We start from the raw sequence: 15,267 nt of genomic DNA, 5'->3' as shown, positions 1-15,267 counted from the left end.
TAAAGTAACCCGATGGCGATATCTGTTGAAACTTTCTTTCTCAACCCCGACGCACAGGGCACACTTCAAGCTCAGATCCAGGAAATGATCGCCGAAGGCATCCTTTCCGGGCGTTTTCGCATAGGTGAAAAGCTGCCGTCTTCGCGCAAATTGGCATCCCATCTAGGCATTAGCCGAATTACTGTGACCTTGGCTTATACTGAACTTCTCGCAAGCGATTATCTATCGTCTAAGGGGCGTTCAGGGTATTTTGTCTCCACAAACGCGCCAGTGCCGCCCTCTTATACTCCGACGCAAAAAACAGTGGATTCTGTAGACTGGTCCCGGTCACTGGCCCGCACGTTCACCGGCGGAGATACGCCACATAAACCACAGGATTGGCGCGACTACCGTTACCCATTCATATATGGCCAAGCAGACGCATCTTTGTTCGATCATGCCAACTGGCGACTTTGTGCACTGCGGGCACTCGGGCATAAAGATTTTTCTGCTCTGGCCAATGATCAATACGATCACGATGACCCTCTTTTGGTCGAATACATTGCACGCCATTCCCTCCCCCGTCGTGGCGTTATAGCGCGTCCGCAGGAAATTCTAATAACGCTTGGCGCAACCAACGCGCTCTGGCTGACGGCACAAATTCTGCTGAATCGTGGACGCAAAGCCGCCCTGGAAGATCCAGCCTACTATACGTTGCGCGATCAATTGGTGAACACACGCTGCCAATTTGAAGGCATTCCAGTAGATGAAGATGGATTGCCACCAGAGCTCATTTCAGACGATACAGATGTCATCTTCACCTCACCGAGCCATCAAAGTCCAACTACGACGAACATGCCAATGGAGCGTCGCAAAGCGCTGCTAAAACGAGCGCGCGACATCAATGCAGTTATCGTTGAAGATGATTACGAGTTTGAGATGTCTTTCTTAGACTCTCCCTCCCCTGCGCTCAAATCGCTAGATCAAGAAGGCCGAGTTATCTACATCGGCAGCTTTTCAAAGTCGCTCTTTCCGGGTCTTCGCCTCGGGTATCTTGTGGGCTCCGAATCTTTCATCAGACAAGCGCGCGCTTTGCGAGCAAATGTTTTGCGGCACCCGCCAGGCCATATGCAAAGAACGGTAGCTTACTTCTTATCTCTTGGGCATTATGATGCACAGATTCGCCGGATCGCAAAAACCTTACACGGTCGCAGACTGGTCATTGAAGAATCAATCAAACAGCATGGTTTGACAATTTCCGGTTCAGGCCAGTTCGGTGGCTCTTCTCTTTGGATGAAAGCACCCGAAGGCACCAATATGGACGACGTAGCACGCAAGTTACGCTCAGGCAGTGTCTTTCTGGAACCGGGTGCACCGTTTTTCGCCCCTGCAACACGCAAACAAAACCACTATCGCCTCGGTTATACTTCCATTCCCAAGAGTAAAATTGAGGCCGGCATCGAACTGATTGCAAAAGAGATCGTAAAGTGTAATAAATGAGACGCTACGTCTCATTTATAGGCATATGGCGAAGGGAACTGGATCTATTTGGGGCCAGTTTTTGGCCCTAACGAGGGAAGACGCCACAGCCTAAACGAGACCAGTCACTTGGCCAATCTTGGCCCAAATTACGCGTTTCTAGGGAGCCGCCACCATGAAAATGACCACCGAAGAAGCCTTTGTTAAGGTGCTTCAGATGCACGGTATCGACAATGCCTTTGGCATTATCGGTTCCGCCATGATGCCTATCTCAGACCTGTTCCCTGCAGCTGGCATTAAATTCTTTGACTGCGCCCACGAGTGCAACGCCGGCATGATGGCAGACGGCTACACCCGCGCAACTGGCAAAATGTCGATGATGGTTGCCCAAAACGGCCCCGGTATCACCTCGCTGGTAACACCAATCAAAACTGCTTACTGGAATCACACACCTCTGCTGATCGTGACGCCACAAGCGGCAAACAAAACCATCGGTCAAGGTGGCTTCCAAGAAGTTGAGCAAATGGCTCTACTGGAAGACATGGTGGCCTACCAAGAAGAAGTCCGTGATGCGTCCCGTATCGCAGAAGTTCTGAACCGTGTGATCCTGCAAGCAAAACGCGCGTCTGCACCAGCACAGATCAACATCCCACGTGACTTCTGGACACAGGTTGTTGACATCGAACTGCCTGCAATCGTTGAGTTTGAGCGCCCACAGGGTGGTGAAGACGCCGTTGCAAAAGCGGCTGAGCTGCTGTCAAACGCGAAATTCCCAGTAATCCTGAACGGCGCTGGCGTTGTTCTGGGTAACGCAATTGGTGATTCTGCAGAACTTGCAGAGCGTCTGACCGCGCCTGTCTGTGTTGGCTATCAGCACAACGACGCGTTCCCCGGTTCACATCCTTTGTTTGCCGGTCCTCTGGGCTACAACGGCTCTAAAGCAGGTATGGAACTGATCGCCAAAGCAGACGTTGTTCTGGCTCTGGGTACCCGCCTGAACCCATTCTCTACGCTGCCCGGCTACGGTATTGATTACTGGCCCCGCGATGCGAAAATCATTCAGGTTGACATCAACCCTGATCGTATCGGCCTGACCAAACCTGTCTCAGTTGGCATCGTTGGCGACGCAAAGAAAGTTGCCCAAGGCATTCTGGCCCGCCTGTCTGACACCGCGGGTGACGAAGGTCGCGAAGAGCGCAAAAACACCATCGCAGATGCAAAATCCACATGGGCACAGCAACTGACCGCGATGGATCACGAAGATGACGATCCAGGCACCTCCTGGAACGAACGTGCACGTGGTCGTGAGCCAGAAAAAATGTCACCTCGTATGGCATGGCGCGCAATCCAAGCTGCTCTGCCTAAAGAAGCGATCATCTCTTCTGACATCGGCAACAACTGCGCGATCGGTAACGCTTATCCTTCTTTCGAAGATGGCCGTAAGTATCTGGCACCTGGCCTGTTTGGCCCTTGTGGCTATGGCTTCCCAGCGATCTGTGGTGCAAAAGTTGGCTGCCCCGACACTCCCGTTGTTGGTTTCGCAGGCGACGGCGCATTCGGTATCTCCATGAACGAAATGGTTTCGGTAAACCGTGACGATTGGCCTCCAATCACCATGGTTATCTTCCGCAACTACCAGTGGGGTGCTGAGAAGCGTAACACCACTTTGTGGTTCGATGACAACTTCGTAGGCACCGAACTGGCAACAGAAGTGTCTTACGCTGGCATCGCAAAAGCATGTGGCGTTCACGGTGTTGCAGTCACCAGCATGGAAGAGCTGACCGATGAGCTGAACAAAGCGGTTAAGCGCCAGATGGAAGACAAAGAAACCACCTTCATCGAGATCTTGCTGAACCAAGAACTGGGTGAGCCTTTCCGCCGTGACGCGATGAAAAAGCCTGTATCTGTTGCAGGTATCAGCCGCGACGACATGCGCGCTCAATAAAACATAAATTATAACCGGACTGGGAGAACGGACGAATGACACAAACACCACAAGAGGTGCTGAAGGCATCCGCTCCGTCCACTCAACCGGTTATTTCTTTATGCGAAGGCAGTGATCCCCGTATTGTTGCGGGGGCGCTTGCCGCTCAAAAGGCCGGACTGGCCCATATTATTCTTGTCGGAGATGCTGAAACTGTACGCGCAGAACTTGCCAATCAAGGCGGTTCAGAAAACGACGCGATGCAGATCCATGATCCGCTGACCTCAGAGCTCACCGAAAGTTTTGCCGCCGAGTACCACGCTTTGCGCAAACATAAAGGTGTTGACGAAGACAAGGCCTTAAAAGCCGTTCAAACCCCTGTTGTTTACGCGGCAATGCTCGTGCGCCTTGGCCATGCAACAGGTACAGTTGGTGGTGCGGTTCTCACCACAGGAGACATCGTGCGGTCTGCCATCCAAGTCATCGGTATGGCACCAGATGCTGCGATGGTTTCCAGCTTCTTCCTGATGTATCCGCCTGAAGGCGCTCCAGAAGGCGCCCGTGCAATGCTTTATTCTGATTGTGGACTGGTCATTGACCCCAGTCCAAACGAACTCTCAGAAATCGCAAAAGCGTCTGCAAAATCCTGCAAAGCATTGCTACAAACCGATCCAAAGATCGCATTTCTGTCCTTCTCGACCATGGGAAGTGCCCGCCATGCAGCCGTTACCAAAGTAACTGAAGGCATGGCTCTTTTCAAAGACGCCGCCCCTGACGTCGAAGCAGATGGTGAATTGCAATTTGATGCAGCCTTTGTCCCATCCGTTGGCGCACGTAAAGCACCTGACTCTGCGGTGGCAGGCAATGCCAATGTTATGATTTTCCCAAATTTGGATGCAGGCAACATTGGTTATAAAATCACCCAGCGCGTTGGCGGCTATACAGCTATTGGCCCTGTCATGCAGGGCTTGGCCAAACCTGCCAACGACCTGTCGCGCGGTTGCAGTGCTGAAGATGTGACGCAAATGATCGCAGTCACCGTTCTGCAAACACAAACTTCCTAAGCAAATACTCTCTCCCTCCTGTTCTTGATCACAGGAGTAATGTTCTCTTCACCTCCCCATTCAGAAGATTATTCCATTGACACAACAAGATATCCGAATCTCATTGCCTCACCGTTTCACCGGTTTCATGGAGCAGACGCGCGCGTTGGTTCCTGGGATTATGGTTGCTGTTATTGTAGCAATCACTGCTAAATTTCTTTCAGAACACTACGACACGCCAGCCATGTTGCTGGCATTATTATTGGGCATTGCAGTCAGCTTTCTAAGCGAGGACGACAAAGCCAAGGTTGGTATTGGCTTTTCTGCAAAGACCTTACTGCGCCTTGGGGTTGCACTATTAGGTGTACGTATTTCTTTTGGCCTAATGATGGGATTGGGCATTGAGCTCATTGCACTTGTCGTGGTCAGCGTGCTGCTGACCATTGGCTTTGGCTTATCAATTGCCCGTTTCCTTGGCCACAAATGGCGTTTCGCGTTTTTGACAGCTGGTTCTGTTGCCATCTGTGGAGCATCTGCTGCCATGGCAATCAGCGCCATTCTGCCAAAAGACGAACGTTCCGAGGAACGCCTGATCTTTACCGTGATGGGCGTGACCGTTCTATCAACCATCGCAATGGTCGCCTACCCCATCCTTGTGAACTACATGGGAATGAACGAACTTGCCGGTGGCCTGTTCCTGGGCGGTACCATCCATGACGTGGCGCAGGTTGTTGGTGCGGGCTTCTCTATTTCAGAAGAAACCGGTGACACAGCAACTCTGGTTAAACTGTTCCGCGTGGCCATGCTGGCCCCGATCGTTCTGTTTGCCTCGCTGATCATCCGCCGTTTCCATGAAACCACTGACGAAGATGGCAAGCGTCCACCACTCCTTCCCAGCTTTGTCCTTGGTTTCCTGGTCCTAGCCACACTCAACTCATTCGGACTGATCCCCGCTTTTGTTGCGGAAACTCTCAGCGGTTGGTCTCGTTGGTTCCTGCTGATTGCCATCGCGGCAGTGGGCATGAAATCGAATCTAAAGCAGGTCTTGTCGGTTGGAGGAGCCGCCATTGCCCTGATCATTCTAGAAACCCTGTTTATCGGTGGGATCATCCTAGTGGGGATACTCTACCTAACCTAGACAGACATCACCCAAAGGGAGCGAGATGACATTCCAGCAACCCAAGATCGATACATCGCCTAAGGTCTCTGACGAGATCCGAAAAACGACCTGTTATATGTGTGCCTGCCGATGCGGCATCAACGTGCACATGAAAACCGATGAAAATGGCGAAAAAAAAGTCGCCTACATTGAAGGCAACAGAGACCATCCTGTAAACAAGGGGGTTCTCTGCGCCAAAGGGTCCGCGGGCATTATGCAAGTTAATGCTCCCTCCCGCCTGCGCGCGCCTCTAAAACGCGTCGGCCCACGTGGATCGGGTGAGTTTGAAGAAATCTCTTGGGACGAAGCGCTGGATATCGCGGTCGGCTTGCTCAAGCCAATTCGCGAGAAAAACCCTGAAAAGCTCGCTTTTTTTACTGGTCGTGATCAATCCCAATCCTTCACCGGGTTCTGGGCACAAAACTTTGGCACCCCTAACTTTGCAGCGCATGGCGGCTTCTGCTCGGTCAATATGGCCGCTGGCGGTATTTATACCATGGGCGGTGCGTTCTGGGAATTTGGTCAGCCTGATTGGGATCATACGAAACTGTTCATGTTGTTTGGCGTTGCCGAAGATCACGACAGTAACCCTATCAAAATGGGCATCGGCAAAATCAAAGCGCGCGGCGCGCGTGTTATTGGCGTAAACCCAATTCGCTCTGGCTATAATGCAGTTGCAGATGATTGGGTCGGCATCACACCCGGCACCGACGGCCTGTTTATCTTGTCCATCGTACATGTATTGATGAAGGCAGGTAAGATCGATCTCGATTACCTTAGCCGCTATACAAACGCACCCGTTCTTGTGGATGCTTCTGGGGGCCCAACCAAAGGCCTGTTCTTGCGCGACAGTGATGGCAAACCACTGGTCAAAGATCGCAACACAGGTGAACTGACGGCGTTCGATAAACCCGGCGTGCGTCCCGATCTGTCTGCGACGCATGAGGTAGATGGCGTAACTCATCGCCCAGTGTTCCACCTGATGGCCGAGCGCTACCTGTCAGATGAATACGCCCCTGAAGCCGTGGCCGAGCGTTGCGGTCTGACTGCAAAGCGCATTCGTAACATTGCGGCTGAGATTGCTCGCGTTGCCTTTGATGAAGCCTTTGAGCTGGATCAGGAATGGACCGACTTCCGCGGCGAAACACATTCTAAGATGATTGGCCGTCCGGTGTCGTTCCACTCAATGCGCGGTGTTTCGGCACACGCAAATGGGTTCCAGACCTGCCGTGCCCTTCACGTTCTGCAAATCCTGTTGGGAACAGTCGAGGTTCCCGGTGGGTTCCGCTTTAAGCCACCTTATCCAAAACCACCAGAAGCCCACCCCAAGCCTCACGGCAAGGTAACGTGCAATGCACCGTTGGATGGTCCACATCTGGGTTTTGTGCATGGTCCTGAAGACCTAATGCTAAAAGACGATGGTTCTCCAATCCGCATTGACAAAGCCTTCACTTGGGAAAACCCGATGTCCAGCCACGGGCTGATGCATATGGTGATTTCCAACGCGCACGCGGGCAATCCCTACAAGATAGATACGCTGTTCATGTACATGGCCAACATGTCATGGAACTCATCCATGAACACGCGTGGCGTGATCGATATGCTGACCGATAAGGATGAAAACGGCGATTATAAAATCCCCAATATCATCTATTCAGATGCGTATTCCTCAGAAATGGTTGCCTATGCGGACCTGATCTTGCCGGATACTACCTATCTGGAACGCCACGACTGTATCTCGCTATTGGACCGTCCAATCTGCGAAGCTGACGGTGCCGCTGATGCGATCCGCTGGCCGGTGATTGAACCTGACCGCGAGGTGCGCGGTTTCCAAAGCACGCTGGTGCATTTGGCAAATCGCCTTGGCATGCCCGGTTTTGTCAATGAAGACGGCAGCGCCAAATATGAAGATTACGCTGACTATATCGTCAATCACGAGCGTAAACCCGGCATTGGCCCCTTGGCAGGCTTCCGTGGCACGGATGGCAGCAAAGTCGGCCGTGGCGAAGTGAACCCGAACCAGATCGATCAATATATCGAAAACGGCGGTTTCTTTGTCAGCCACATCCCGGAGGAGGCTTCTTACTATAAGCCATGGAACATGGCCTACCAGAACTGGGCCGTGGACATGGGGCTGTTTGACGCACCAACCCCCTACCTGTTCCAACTGTATTCAGAACCCATGCGCAAGTTCCAGCTTGCGGCTGAAGGCCATGGAGAGCGCCAGCCACCAGAACACCTGCGGGAACGCGTTCAAGAGACCATGGACCCCATGCCAATCTGGTATGAGACAGACCAACACGGCAATGACGGCTTCACCATCAACGCACTGACCCAGCGTCCGATGGCGATGTACCACTCATGGGGCACTCAAAACGCGTGGTTGCGTCAACTGCATGGCCGCAACCCGTTGTATGTGCCAACAAAGTTGATGCGCGAAAATGGGCTGGAAGACGGCGACTGGGCCAAAGTCACGTCACCACACGGGGAAATCACCGTGCCGGTGATGGAAATGGCGGCCTTGAACGACAACACCGTCTGGACCTGGAATGCAATCGGCAAACGCAAAGGTGCCTGGGCGCTTGAGGAAGATGCACCTGAAGCCACAAAAGGATTCCTGTTGAACCACCTGATCCATGAACTCTTGCCCGCTAAAGGTGATGGCCTACGTTGGGCCAACTCTGATCCAATCACCGGTCAGGCCGCATGGTTCGACCTAAAAGTAAAAATGGAGAAAGCCGCAGCCCCTGCAGATCTGGCCGAAAGCCAACCTGCGCTGCCGCCAATCAAATCGCCTGTGGGCACGGGTCCAAAGGATCTGGAATGGAAGGTGGGCAAATGATCTGGCCTTTCAGACATACGGAGCCTCCTAAGCAGCCGCCCATATTCAACTTTGAAATCACCTGTGACAACTGCGACGCGCGCCACGCTGTGACGGATCCCGATCTCGATGCGCAGATCCAACGGGCCTGCACGCAGATGGATCAAAAGATGAACGATCTGACCCGCGACTTTGGCATCGGAAATGGTCTGGGCACTTGGGGATACGACGATGACGTTGGCATGCTTGAGTTTCGTTTCCCGGACGGCGGCATTGTGGAAACCCCATTATCCTACATCGGCAGCTGGTTCGAACCTCGACAGGAGTTGCTCTGGGCCTGGGCCAATCCGCATCTGGATCCTGCGCGCACAGAGGTTGCGTCACATTGTTATGACTATGGTGACGCCAACAACCATCAGGTTTTGATGTCGCAGCCTGTTTGGTGCTCATTGGACGATGCTTGGCATCTGGCAAAGCTGGCGGGCACTCTCGCAGAGGTCGAGGGGGTCTATTCCGCCCCTATCGACGAGAATTTACGTTTTTTCTGGGCGATTAGAGACCCAAAATGGAGGGTCCTGCAATGACCGATCTCCCTAAATTGACAGATCGCAAGATGGGTCTGGTCATCGACCTGGACACCTGTGTAGGCTGCCACGCCTGCGTAATTTCCTGTAAAGGCTGGAACACTGAAAACTACGGTGTGCCGCTTTCAGATCAAAACGCATATGGCGGTGATCCATCTGGGACATTCCTGAACCGGGTGCACTCTTTTGAAGTGCAACCAGAACAGGGCGCAGCGCAGCTGATTCACTTCCCAAAGTCCTGTCTACACTGCGAAGACGCGCCCTGCGTCACCGTTTGCCCCACGGGTGCAAGCTATAAACGTGTCGAAGATGGCATCGTACTGGTCAATGAAGACAACTGCATCGGCTGTGGCCTTTGCGCATGGTCCTGCCCTTATGGCGCACGTGAACTGGATCAAGCCGCGGGTGTCATGAAGAAATGCACGCTCTGCGTTGACCGGATCTACAATGAAAACCTGCCTGAAGAGGATCGTATCCCGTCGTGTGTGCGTACCTGCCCCGCCGGCGCACGTCACTTTGGCGACCTTGGGGATGAAAACAGCGATGTTTCAAAACTGGTCGCCGAGCGTGGCGGCATGGATCTGATGCCTGAGCAAGGTACCAAACCTGTCAACAAATACCTGCCTCCTCGTCCCAAAGATGAGCTAGCTGGTGACATTGACGTACTTGCCCCGTTCCTAGCACCGGTCGCAGAAGAGCCGAAAGGCTTTATGGGCTGGCTGGACAAGGCGCTTGATAAACTTCCTGGAGGCGCGAACTAATGCATCCGGCACCATCCGTTATCATCTTTACCACCCTGTCTGGTCTGGGCTTTGGCCTGCTGACCTATCTTGGCCTCGGCCTTCCTGATGTTACTGGCCTGACAGCACTGGTGTTCTTTGTCCTTGCCTATGGCATGGCGGTTGGCGGCCTCTTGGCCTCCACCTTTCACCTTGGTCATCCCGAACGCGCGATGAAGGCCTTTTCACAGTGGCGCTCCAGCTGGTTGAGCCGCGAAGGCTGCTGTGCTGTTGGCGCATTGCTCATAATGGGCTTGTTTGCCTTTGGCGCGGTTTTCCTTGGCGCACAATGGCGTTTCCTTGGTCTCATCGGCGCGGCTCTTTCCCTGATGACTGTGTTCACGACCTCAATGATCTACGCCCAGCTTAAATCCATCCCACGTTGGAATTCTGCTTGGACCTGCGCGATGTTCCTAAGCTTCAGCCTTGCGGGTGGTGCTCTGATGGCAGGGCAAGTCGGTGTTGCAAAACCGCTGTTGCTGATTGCTGCGATTATTCAGTTGCTCACATGGTATGTCGGCGACCGCGCATTTGGTGAAGCAGGATCAACCGTTGGCAGCGCAACTGGCTTAGGCGAGCGCGGGTCTGTGCGCGCGTTTGAGCCTCCGCACACTGGAAGCAACTACCTATTGCGTGAATTCGTTCACGAAGTCGGTCGTAAACATGCGCTGAAACTGCGTGTGATTGGGTTTGGCCTAGCGTTTGCACTGCCTTTGCTGCTGTTGCTCGCTCAGCCTGAGTCCACAGGCCTGAAACATATGATGGCCGCAATCGCAGTGCTAAGCCACCTTGCTGGCGTGGCCTGCTCACGCTGGTTGTTCTTTGCCGAAGCTGAACATGTGGTCGGCCTTTATTACGGCAAACGCTAAGCAGTGCTGAGGGGCCGTTCGGCCTCTCTACTCTTCTACATAGGAAAGGCGGCACTCAAAGGACTGAGGCCGCCTTTTTTCTGTTCTTACTGAACAGAGAACTGCTTAGAGCAGCCCTGCATGTTTCATCGCTGCATCCAGCGCTGCTTTGGTGCTGTCTTCTAGACCCGTCAAAGGCAAGCGCACTTCATCACTGCACAGACCCAATTTGGACAACGCATATTTCGCTCCAGCCACACCAGGTTCTGTAAAGATTGCTTCATGCAGCGGCATCAGGCGATCCTGATATTCCAGCGCCTTTGCATAATCACCTGCCAAGGTCGCGGCTTGGAATTCTGCACACAGACGCGGTGCGACGTTAGCCGTAACCGAGATACAGCCTACGCCACCATGCGCATTGAACCCCAGCGCCGAAGCATCTTCGCCGGAAAGCTGCATAAAGTCTGCACCGCAGGTGGCACGCTGTTGGCTGACACGAGCGATATCACCGGTCGCATCTTTAACACCGATGATACGTGGAAGTTTAGCCAGTTCACCCATAGTCGCGGGTGACATATCAACAATCGAACGGCCAGGAATATTATAGATGACAATCGGCAGATCCGCGCAATCGTGCAACGCTTTATAATGCGCCAACATGCCACGCTGTGTGGGTTTATTATAGTAGGGCGTCACAACCAAAGCCGCATCGGCACCCGCTTTAGCCGCAAATTCCACCAAGCGGATCGCATCCACAGTGTTGTTCGACCCTGCACCGGCAATAACGGGAACACGGCCAGCAGCAGCTTTAACCACTTCCTCAACAACGGTTTCGTGTTCTTCCAACGACAATGTGGGGCTTTCGCCTGTGGTCCCGACAGGCACCAGCGCTGTAGAACCTTCACCGATTTGCCACTCGACCAAGTGTTTGAGCGCATCAAGATCCAGCTCACCGTTGCGAAACGGGGTGACGAGGGCTGGCATAGAGCCTTTGAACATGATGCACGCTCCTATCTATGGATTGGCGAGAAATCGCCGTTGGGGGAATGGACATACCGGGAATTTGAATTGATACCCGGCCGTCACAAGTTATCGTCACAGGCCTTAGCCCCGAGTCACTGGAAAATGCAAGTGAAGACACACGCCCTGACCCTGATTGCCACCATTTTCTTGGTGTTATATGCACCAACCGCACTGCTCGCACGCGGTCTCTCCGAAGCGATGCCGCTGATCAGAAGTGAGAACTGGAGCGCAGCAGCTCGCGCAGCAGGTCGCGAAGGCAGCATCGCACGTGACATCGTGCTATGGCATCAATTGCGCAGCGGCAATGGGTCTGCGCAAGAAGCGCTTGCCTTTCTCTCAAGGCGCCACGACTGGCCCGGGCTGGCACTCCTGCGTCGGCGGATGGAGGCACAGCTTTCCAATACAACCGCGGAAACCGTGCGAGCCTTTTTTACCACAGCAGATCCACAAACGGCAGATGGTGTGCTTGCCTATGCGAGGGCCTTGGAACGTTCAGGCGCGCGAACAAAAGCCGAGACGGAGATCAAGCGCGCCTGGCTCGACTTTGCCATGCGAGAGGCCACCCAGAACATCTATCTTGAACGCTATGGGAAATTATTGGCGCCGCTCCATACACAACGGTTGGACAGCTTGCTGTGGCAAAATCATCGGGTCAGCGCAAAACGCATGCTGCCACTCGTTTCTGCAGCGGACCGCGCGGTGGCAGAGGCGCGCATCGGTCTGCAGGAAACGATAAACGGCGTTGATGGGTTAATTAACGCGGTCCCTGCGGCCCGACAAGCTGACCCTGGCCTTGCCTATGATCGTTTCGTGTGGCGGGATGGCAAACGCCGCCAAGAAGATGCCATACAACTTTTGTTGGATCAAAGCACTGGCGCAAAGGCGCTTGGCAATCCTGCGAGCTGGCTACGCCGTCGCCGGGATTTTGCCCGTCAGGACTTGCGCGATGACAATTATGAACGCGCCTATCAGTTGGCCGCCTTTCACTTTGCCACCCCCGATGATGGATATGGCTATGCCGATTCTGAATGGATTGCTGGCTATGTCGCTTTGCGCAAACTCAAAGACCCTGAACTCGCCGTCTATCATTTCGACCGGTTCTTAGGGGCGGTAAAATCACCGATTTCAATCGGCCGTGGCGGCTATTGGCTGGGTCAAGCTTATGCGGCGCTGAATGACACGGATCGTGCGCATGCCGCCTTTACAATGGCGGCGCAATATCAAACTTCATTTTATGGCCTGCTTGCCGCCGAAGCCTTGGGCAGACCTTTTGACCCAGCCTTACGCGCACCTGTACAATCAACAGACTGGCGCAATGCGCCATTTATGCAAAGCTCTGTGACGCAGGCTGCGCTTGAACTGCTGGCAGTTGGAGAGTTGTCGCTGGCTGAACGGTTTTTGACCCATCAAGTCGAAACGCTCCCGGTAGGTCAGGCCCGGCAATTGGGGCAAATGGTGGTTGAAATGAAACAACCACATCTCGCAGTGATGATTTCTAAGCGCGCTGCCCAGCGCGGCATAGAACTAAAAGGAGCCTATTACCCGTTGCATCCCGTCGCGCAGGAAAACCTGCCAATGGCAAAAGAAATGGTGCTTGCGATTGCGCGCCGGGAAAGCGAGTTTGACCCCAGCGTCAGCAGCCATGTCGGCGCACGCGGCCTGATGCAACTGATGCCGGGAACCGCAGATCTTGTCGCAAAAGACCTGGGTATCTCAGACAGCCATACAACTGATCGCCTGATCAGCGAATGGCCCTATAACGCACGTTTGGGGTCACAGTACCTTGTAGACCTCGCCAAAACCTTTGATGGTAACGCGGTGATGATGGCTGCCGGTTATAACGCAGGGCCACACCGCTTACCCGTTTGGATCGAACGGTATGGCGATCCGCGCGATGGCATACCCGATATCGTAGATTGGATTGAACATATCCCGTTCAATGAGACACGGAACTACGTGATGCGCGTTGCCGAAAGCCTGCCTGTCTATCGCGCAAGACTGGGTAAAGAGCCCTTGCCTATTCCGTTTTCACAAGAGCTTTCTGGATCAACGCTGAAGGCGTTCGCGCCATAGGGTAAACAACCCTGCCCCAACAACGATAGCAGCGCCGATCGCCACATTGACCGCAAGCGTTTCTCCGAAAATCGCCAGCCCAAAAATAGCTGCGACAGGCAATTGCAGGTAAGCAAACGGTTGCACGGCGCTGGCTTCGGCTGCTTCATAACATTTGATTAGCACCCAGTGCCCCAATGCACCTGCCACCGCCAGCGCAGCCATCCAGCCCCAGTCTGCGGCGATCATAGGTTGCCACTGCCACAGACCAAGCGGCGTAAGCACAACAAAGCCAACCACGCCCATATAGAAGAATGACGTCTCAGAACTGTCTTCGCGTGAAACATAGCGCGTCAGCAGACCATAAAGGGCAAACATCAATGCCGCGAGCAGTGGCACCAATGCGCTCAGTTGGAAAACACCGCTGCCGGGTTGCAGAATAACAATCACGCCAAGAAAACCAAATGCAATGGCACTCCAGCGTCGCCAACCGACCGCCTCGCCCAGTAGTGGTCCAGACAAAGCTGCAATCAGCAATGGATACGACACAAACACCGCATGGCTTTGCACCAACCCCAACAGGGTAAAAGCAAGAACCATCACGCAGATCTCAGCCGCAAGGATAAACCCCCGGAATATCTGCAGCTTCGGCTGCTGCGTTCGCGCAACACGGCGAATGCCCCCTGCTTTGGATGCGGCCAGCCCGACGACCAGCAACAGCAGGAACCAATAACGGATCATGACAACCATTAAGACGTTGTATTCGGATGCCAGATGCCGTGAAAGCGCATCCATAATCGCCATAATAACCGTGAACAGCACCATCAGCAGGATACCGCGGCGGGTGTTATTCTGTGTCATCTTGATCTCTTTTCTGCGCGGGTCATGTGGCGTTTTCGGCCAAAACCCGGCACGCGTGTCACGGTAAATCCCGCCTCTTCCAATCCACGTCGAACAAAGCCCGCCGCTGTATAAGTCGCCGCTGTACCAGCTTCTTTTGTGTGGCTGGCCACGGCCTGCATTAGATCACTGCCCCAAAGTTCAGGGTTTTTGGCAGGTGAAAACCCGTCAAGAAACCATGCATCTGCTTGTTCCTGCCATGTCGGCAGTGCTTGCCGTGCATCATCCACAATCACATTCAGGTGCAGCGTCTCTAGTTCAAGCGTGCCACCGCCTGTCCAATCGGCTAGAAAGCGATCCGCCCATGGCATGATCTCAGCAAATGCCAAGAGCGCACGACGCATATCTTCAGGCTCCATTGGGAAGGCTTCGAAACTTGTGAAACGAAGCGGCGTAGTCTGGCCAGATTGCTCCCAAGCCCGCCACACCGTCAAAAGGTTGAGTGCGGTGCCAAATCCCAATTCAGCAATATGAAAACCCGGCGCAAATCGGTTGGGCAGATCATTTCCTGATAAAAACACATGCTCTGTTTCTGCCAAACCATTTTCGAGCGAGAAATAAGGATCATCAAATTGGTCTGACACCGGAATACGCTCATCCCGCCAGCTGAGAGATGCTGTCTGGTCTGTCATAACGTAATCCCCTAAACGACTGTGGTCTATTGGCGGCGACACTG

12 protein-coding genes are annotated in these 15,267 nt (G+C 53.6%); 9 read left to right on the top strand and 3 right to left on the bottom strand.

Features of this window, described 5'->3' with window-relative positions; genetic code table 11:
* Positions 1-12 precede the first annotated feature (12 nt).
* The 8 genes from pdxR (at position 13) to BLP79_RS14195 (ending at position 10,637) form a co-directional block, all read left to right on the top strand.
* Positions 13-1,479 (top strand): MocR-like pyridoxine biosynthesis transcription factor PdxR, encoded by a 1,467-nt coding sequence (pdxR, locus tag BLP79_RS14230; protein ID WP_090220041.1) that lies wholly within the window; start codon positions 13-15, stop codon positions 1,477-1,479.
* 154 nt (positions 1,480-1,633) lie between these two features.
* Positions 1,634-3,403 (top strand): sulfoacetaldehyde acetyltransferase, encoded by a 1,770-nt coding sequence (gene xsc / locus BLP79_RS14225; protein ID WP_090220039.1) that lies wholly within the window; start codon positions 1,634-1,636, stop codon positions 3,401-3,403.
* A gap of 35 nt (positions 3,404-3,438) precedes the next feature.
* Entirely contained in the window at positions 3,439-4,446 is a 1,008-nt protein-coding gene (pta, locus tag BLP79_RS14220) for a phosphate acetyltransferase (RefSeq protein ID WP_090220037.1), read from the top strand.
* 127 nt (positions 4,447-4,573) lie between these two features.
* Positions 4,574-5,563: a YeiH family protein gene (locus BLP79_RS14215; protein ID WP_090220160.1), complete on the top strand. Its 990-nt coding sequence runs from the start codon at positions 4,574-4,576 to the stop codon at positions 5,561-5,563.
* Between the two features lie 25 nt (positions 5,564-5,588).
* The gene (locus BLP79_RS14210; RefSeq protein WP_090220034.1) at positions 5,589-8,426 is read left to right on the top strand and encodes a molybdopterin oxidoreductase family protein; all 2,838 of its coding nucleotides are present in this window, start codon (positions 5,589-5,591) and stop codon (positions 8,424-8,426) included.
* Entirely contained in the window at positions 8,423-8,989 is a 567-nt protein-coding gene (locus tag BLP79_RS14205; protein WP_139163218.1) for a DUF6882 domain-containing protein, read from the top strand. The genes BLP79_RS14210 and BLP79_RS14205 overlap by 4 nt, the downstream gene beginning before the upstream one ends.
* The gene (locus tag BLP79_RS14200) at positions 8,986-9,750 is read left to right on the top strand and encodes a 4Fe-4S dicluster domain-containing protein (protein WP_090220028.1); all 765 of its coding nucleotides are present in this window, start codon (positions 8,986-8,988) and stop codon (positions 9,748-9,750) included. The genes BLP79_RS14205 and BLP79_RS14200 overlap by 4 nt, the downstream gene beginning before the upstream one ends.
* On the top strand, positions 9,750-10,637 hold the full coding sequence (locus BLP79_RS14195; protein ID WP_090220026.1) for a dimethyl sulfoxide reductase anchor subunit family protein: 888 nt from the start codon (positions 9,750-9,752) through the stop codon (positions 10,635-10,637). The genes BLP79_RS14200 and BLP79_RS14195 overlap by 1 nt, the downstream gene beginning before the upstream one ends.
* Before the next feature lie 105 nt (positions 10,638-10,742).
* Here BLP79_RS14195 and dapA read toward each other — a convergent pair whose 3' ends face one another.
* Positions 10,743-11,615 carry a 4-hydroxy-tetrahydrodipicolinate synthase gene (gene dapA, locus BLP79_RS14190; protein WP_090220024.1) on the bottom strand — a complete coding sequence of 291 codons (873 nt, stop codon included), beginning with the start codon at positions 11,613-11,615 and terminating at the stop codon, positions 10,743-10,745.
* A gap of 126 nt (positions 11,616-11,741) precedes the next feature.
* On the opposite strand from dapA, the gene BLP79_RS14185 reads away from it, so the two are divergent.
* Positions 11,742-13,712: a lytic transglycosylase domain-containing protein gene (locus BLP79_RS14185; RefSeq protein WP_090220022.1), complete on the top strand. Its 1,971-nt coding sequence runs from the start codon at positions 11,742-11,744 to the stop codon at positions 13,710-13,712.
* Here BLP79_RS14185 and BLP79_RS14180 read toward each other — a convergent pair.
* Together BLP79_RS14180 and mnmC2 are read right to left on the bottom strand one after the other, a co-directional pair.
* Positions 13,686-14,552, bottom strand: a complete 867-nt coding sequence (locus tag BLP79_RS14180) for a DMT family transporter (RefSeq protein ID WP_090220020.1) — start codon at positions 14,550-14,552, stop codon at positions 13,686-13,688. The genes BLP79_RS14185 and BLP79_RS14180 overlap by 27 nt on opposite strands.
* Positions 14,549-15,223, bottom strand: coding sequence for a tRNA (5-methylaminomethyl-2-thiouridine)(34)-methyltransferase MnmC2 (gene mnmC2, locus BLP79_RS14175; RefSeq protein WP_090220018.1), 675 nt, complete (start codon positions 15,221-15,223; stop codon positions 14,549-14,551). Before mnmC2 ends, BLP79_RS14180 begins: the two co-directional genes overlap by 4 nt.
* Positions 15,224-15,267: the final 44 nt, after the last annotated feature.

The sequence above is a fragment of the Epibacterium ulvae genome (genome assembly GCF_900102795.1).
Lineage (GTDB): Bacteria > Pseudomonadota > Alphaproteobacteria > Rhodobacterales > Rhodobacteraceae > Epibacterium > Epibacterium ulvae.
Note: the sequence above shows the minus strand (reverse complement) of the source record. Positions and strands in the feature narration are given on the sequence as shown.

Coding starts and splice junctions, on each gene's coding strand:
- xsc (WP_090220039.1), top strand. CDS start 1,634: ATGAAAATGACCACCGAAGAAGCCTTTGTTAAGGTGCTTCAGATGCAC.
- pta (WP_090220037.1), top strand. CDS start 3,439: ATGACACAAACACCACAAGAGGTGCTGAAGGCATCCGCTCCGTCCACT.
- dapA (WP_090220024.1), bottom strand. CDS start 11,615: ATGTTCAAAGGCTCTATGCCAGCCCTCGTCACCCCGTTTCGCAACGGT.
- BLP79_RS14180 (WP_090220020.1), bottom strand. CDS start 14,552: ATGACACAGAATAACACCCGCCGCGGTATCCTGCTGATGGTGCTGTTC.
- BLP79_RS14205 (WP_139163218.1), top strand. CDS start 8,423: ATGATCTGGCCTTTCAGACATACGGAGCCTCCTAAGCAGCCGCCCATA.
- BLP79_RS14215 (WP_090220160.1), top strand. CDS start 4,574: ATGGAGCAGACGCGCGCGTTGGTTCCTGGGATTATGGTTGCTGTTATT.
- BLP79_RS14200 (WP_090220028.1), top strand. CDS start 8,986: ATGACCGATCTCCCTAAATTGACAGATCGCAAGATGGGTCTGGTCATC.
- BLP79_RS14185 (WP_090220022.1), top strand. CDS start 11,742: ATGCAAGTGAAGACACACGCCCTGACCCTGATTGCCACCATTTTCTTG.
- BLP79_RS14210 (WP_090220034.1), top strand. CDS start 5,589: ATGACATTCCAGCAACCCAAGATCGATACATCGCCTAAGGTCTCTGAC.
- mnmC2 (WP_090220018.1), bottom strand. CDS start 15,223: ATGACAGACCAGACAGCATCTCTCAGCTGGCGGGATGAGCGTATTCCG.
- pdxR (WP_090220041.1), top strand. CDS start 13: ATGGCGATATCTGTTGAAACTTTCTTTCTCAACCCCGACGCACAGGGC.
- BLP79_RS14195 (WP_090220026.1), top strand. CDS start 9,750: ATGCATCCGGCACCATCCGTTATCATCTTTACCACCCTGTCTGGTCTG.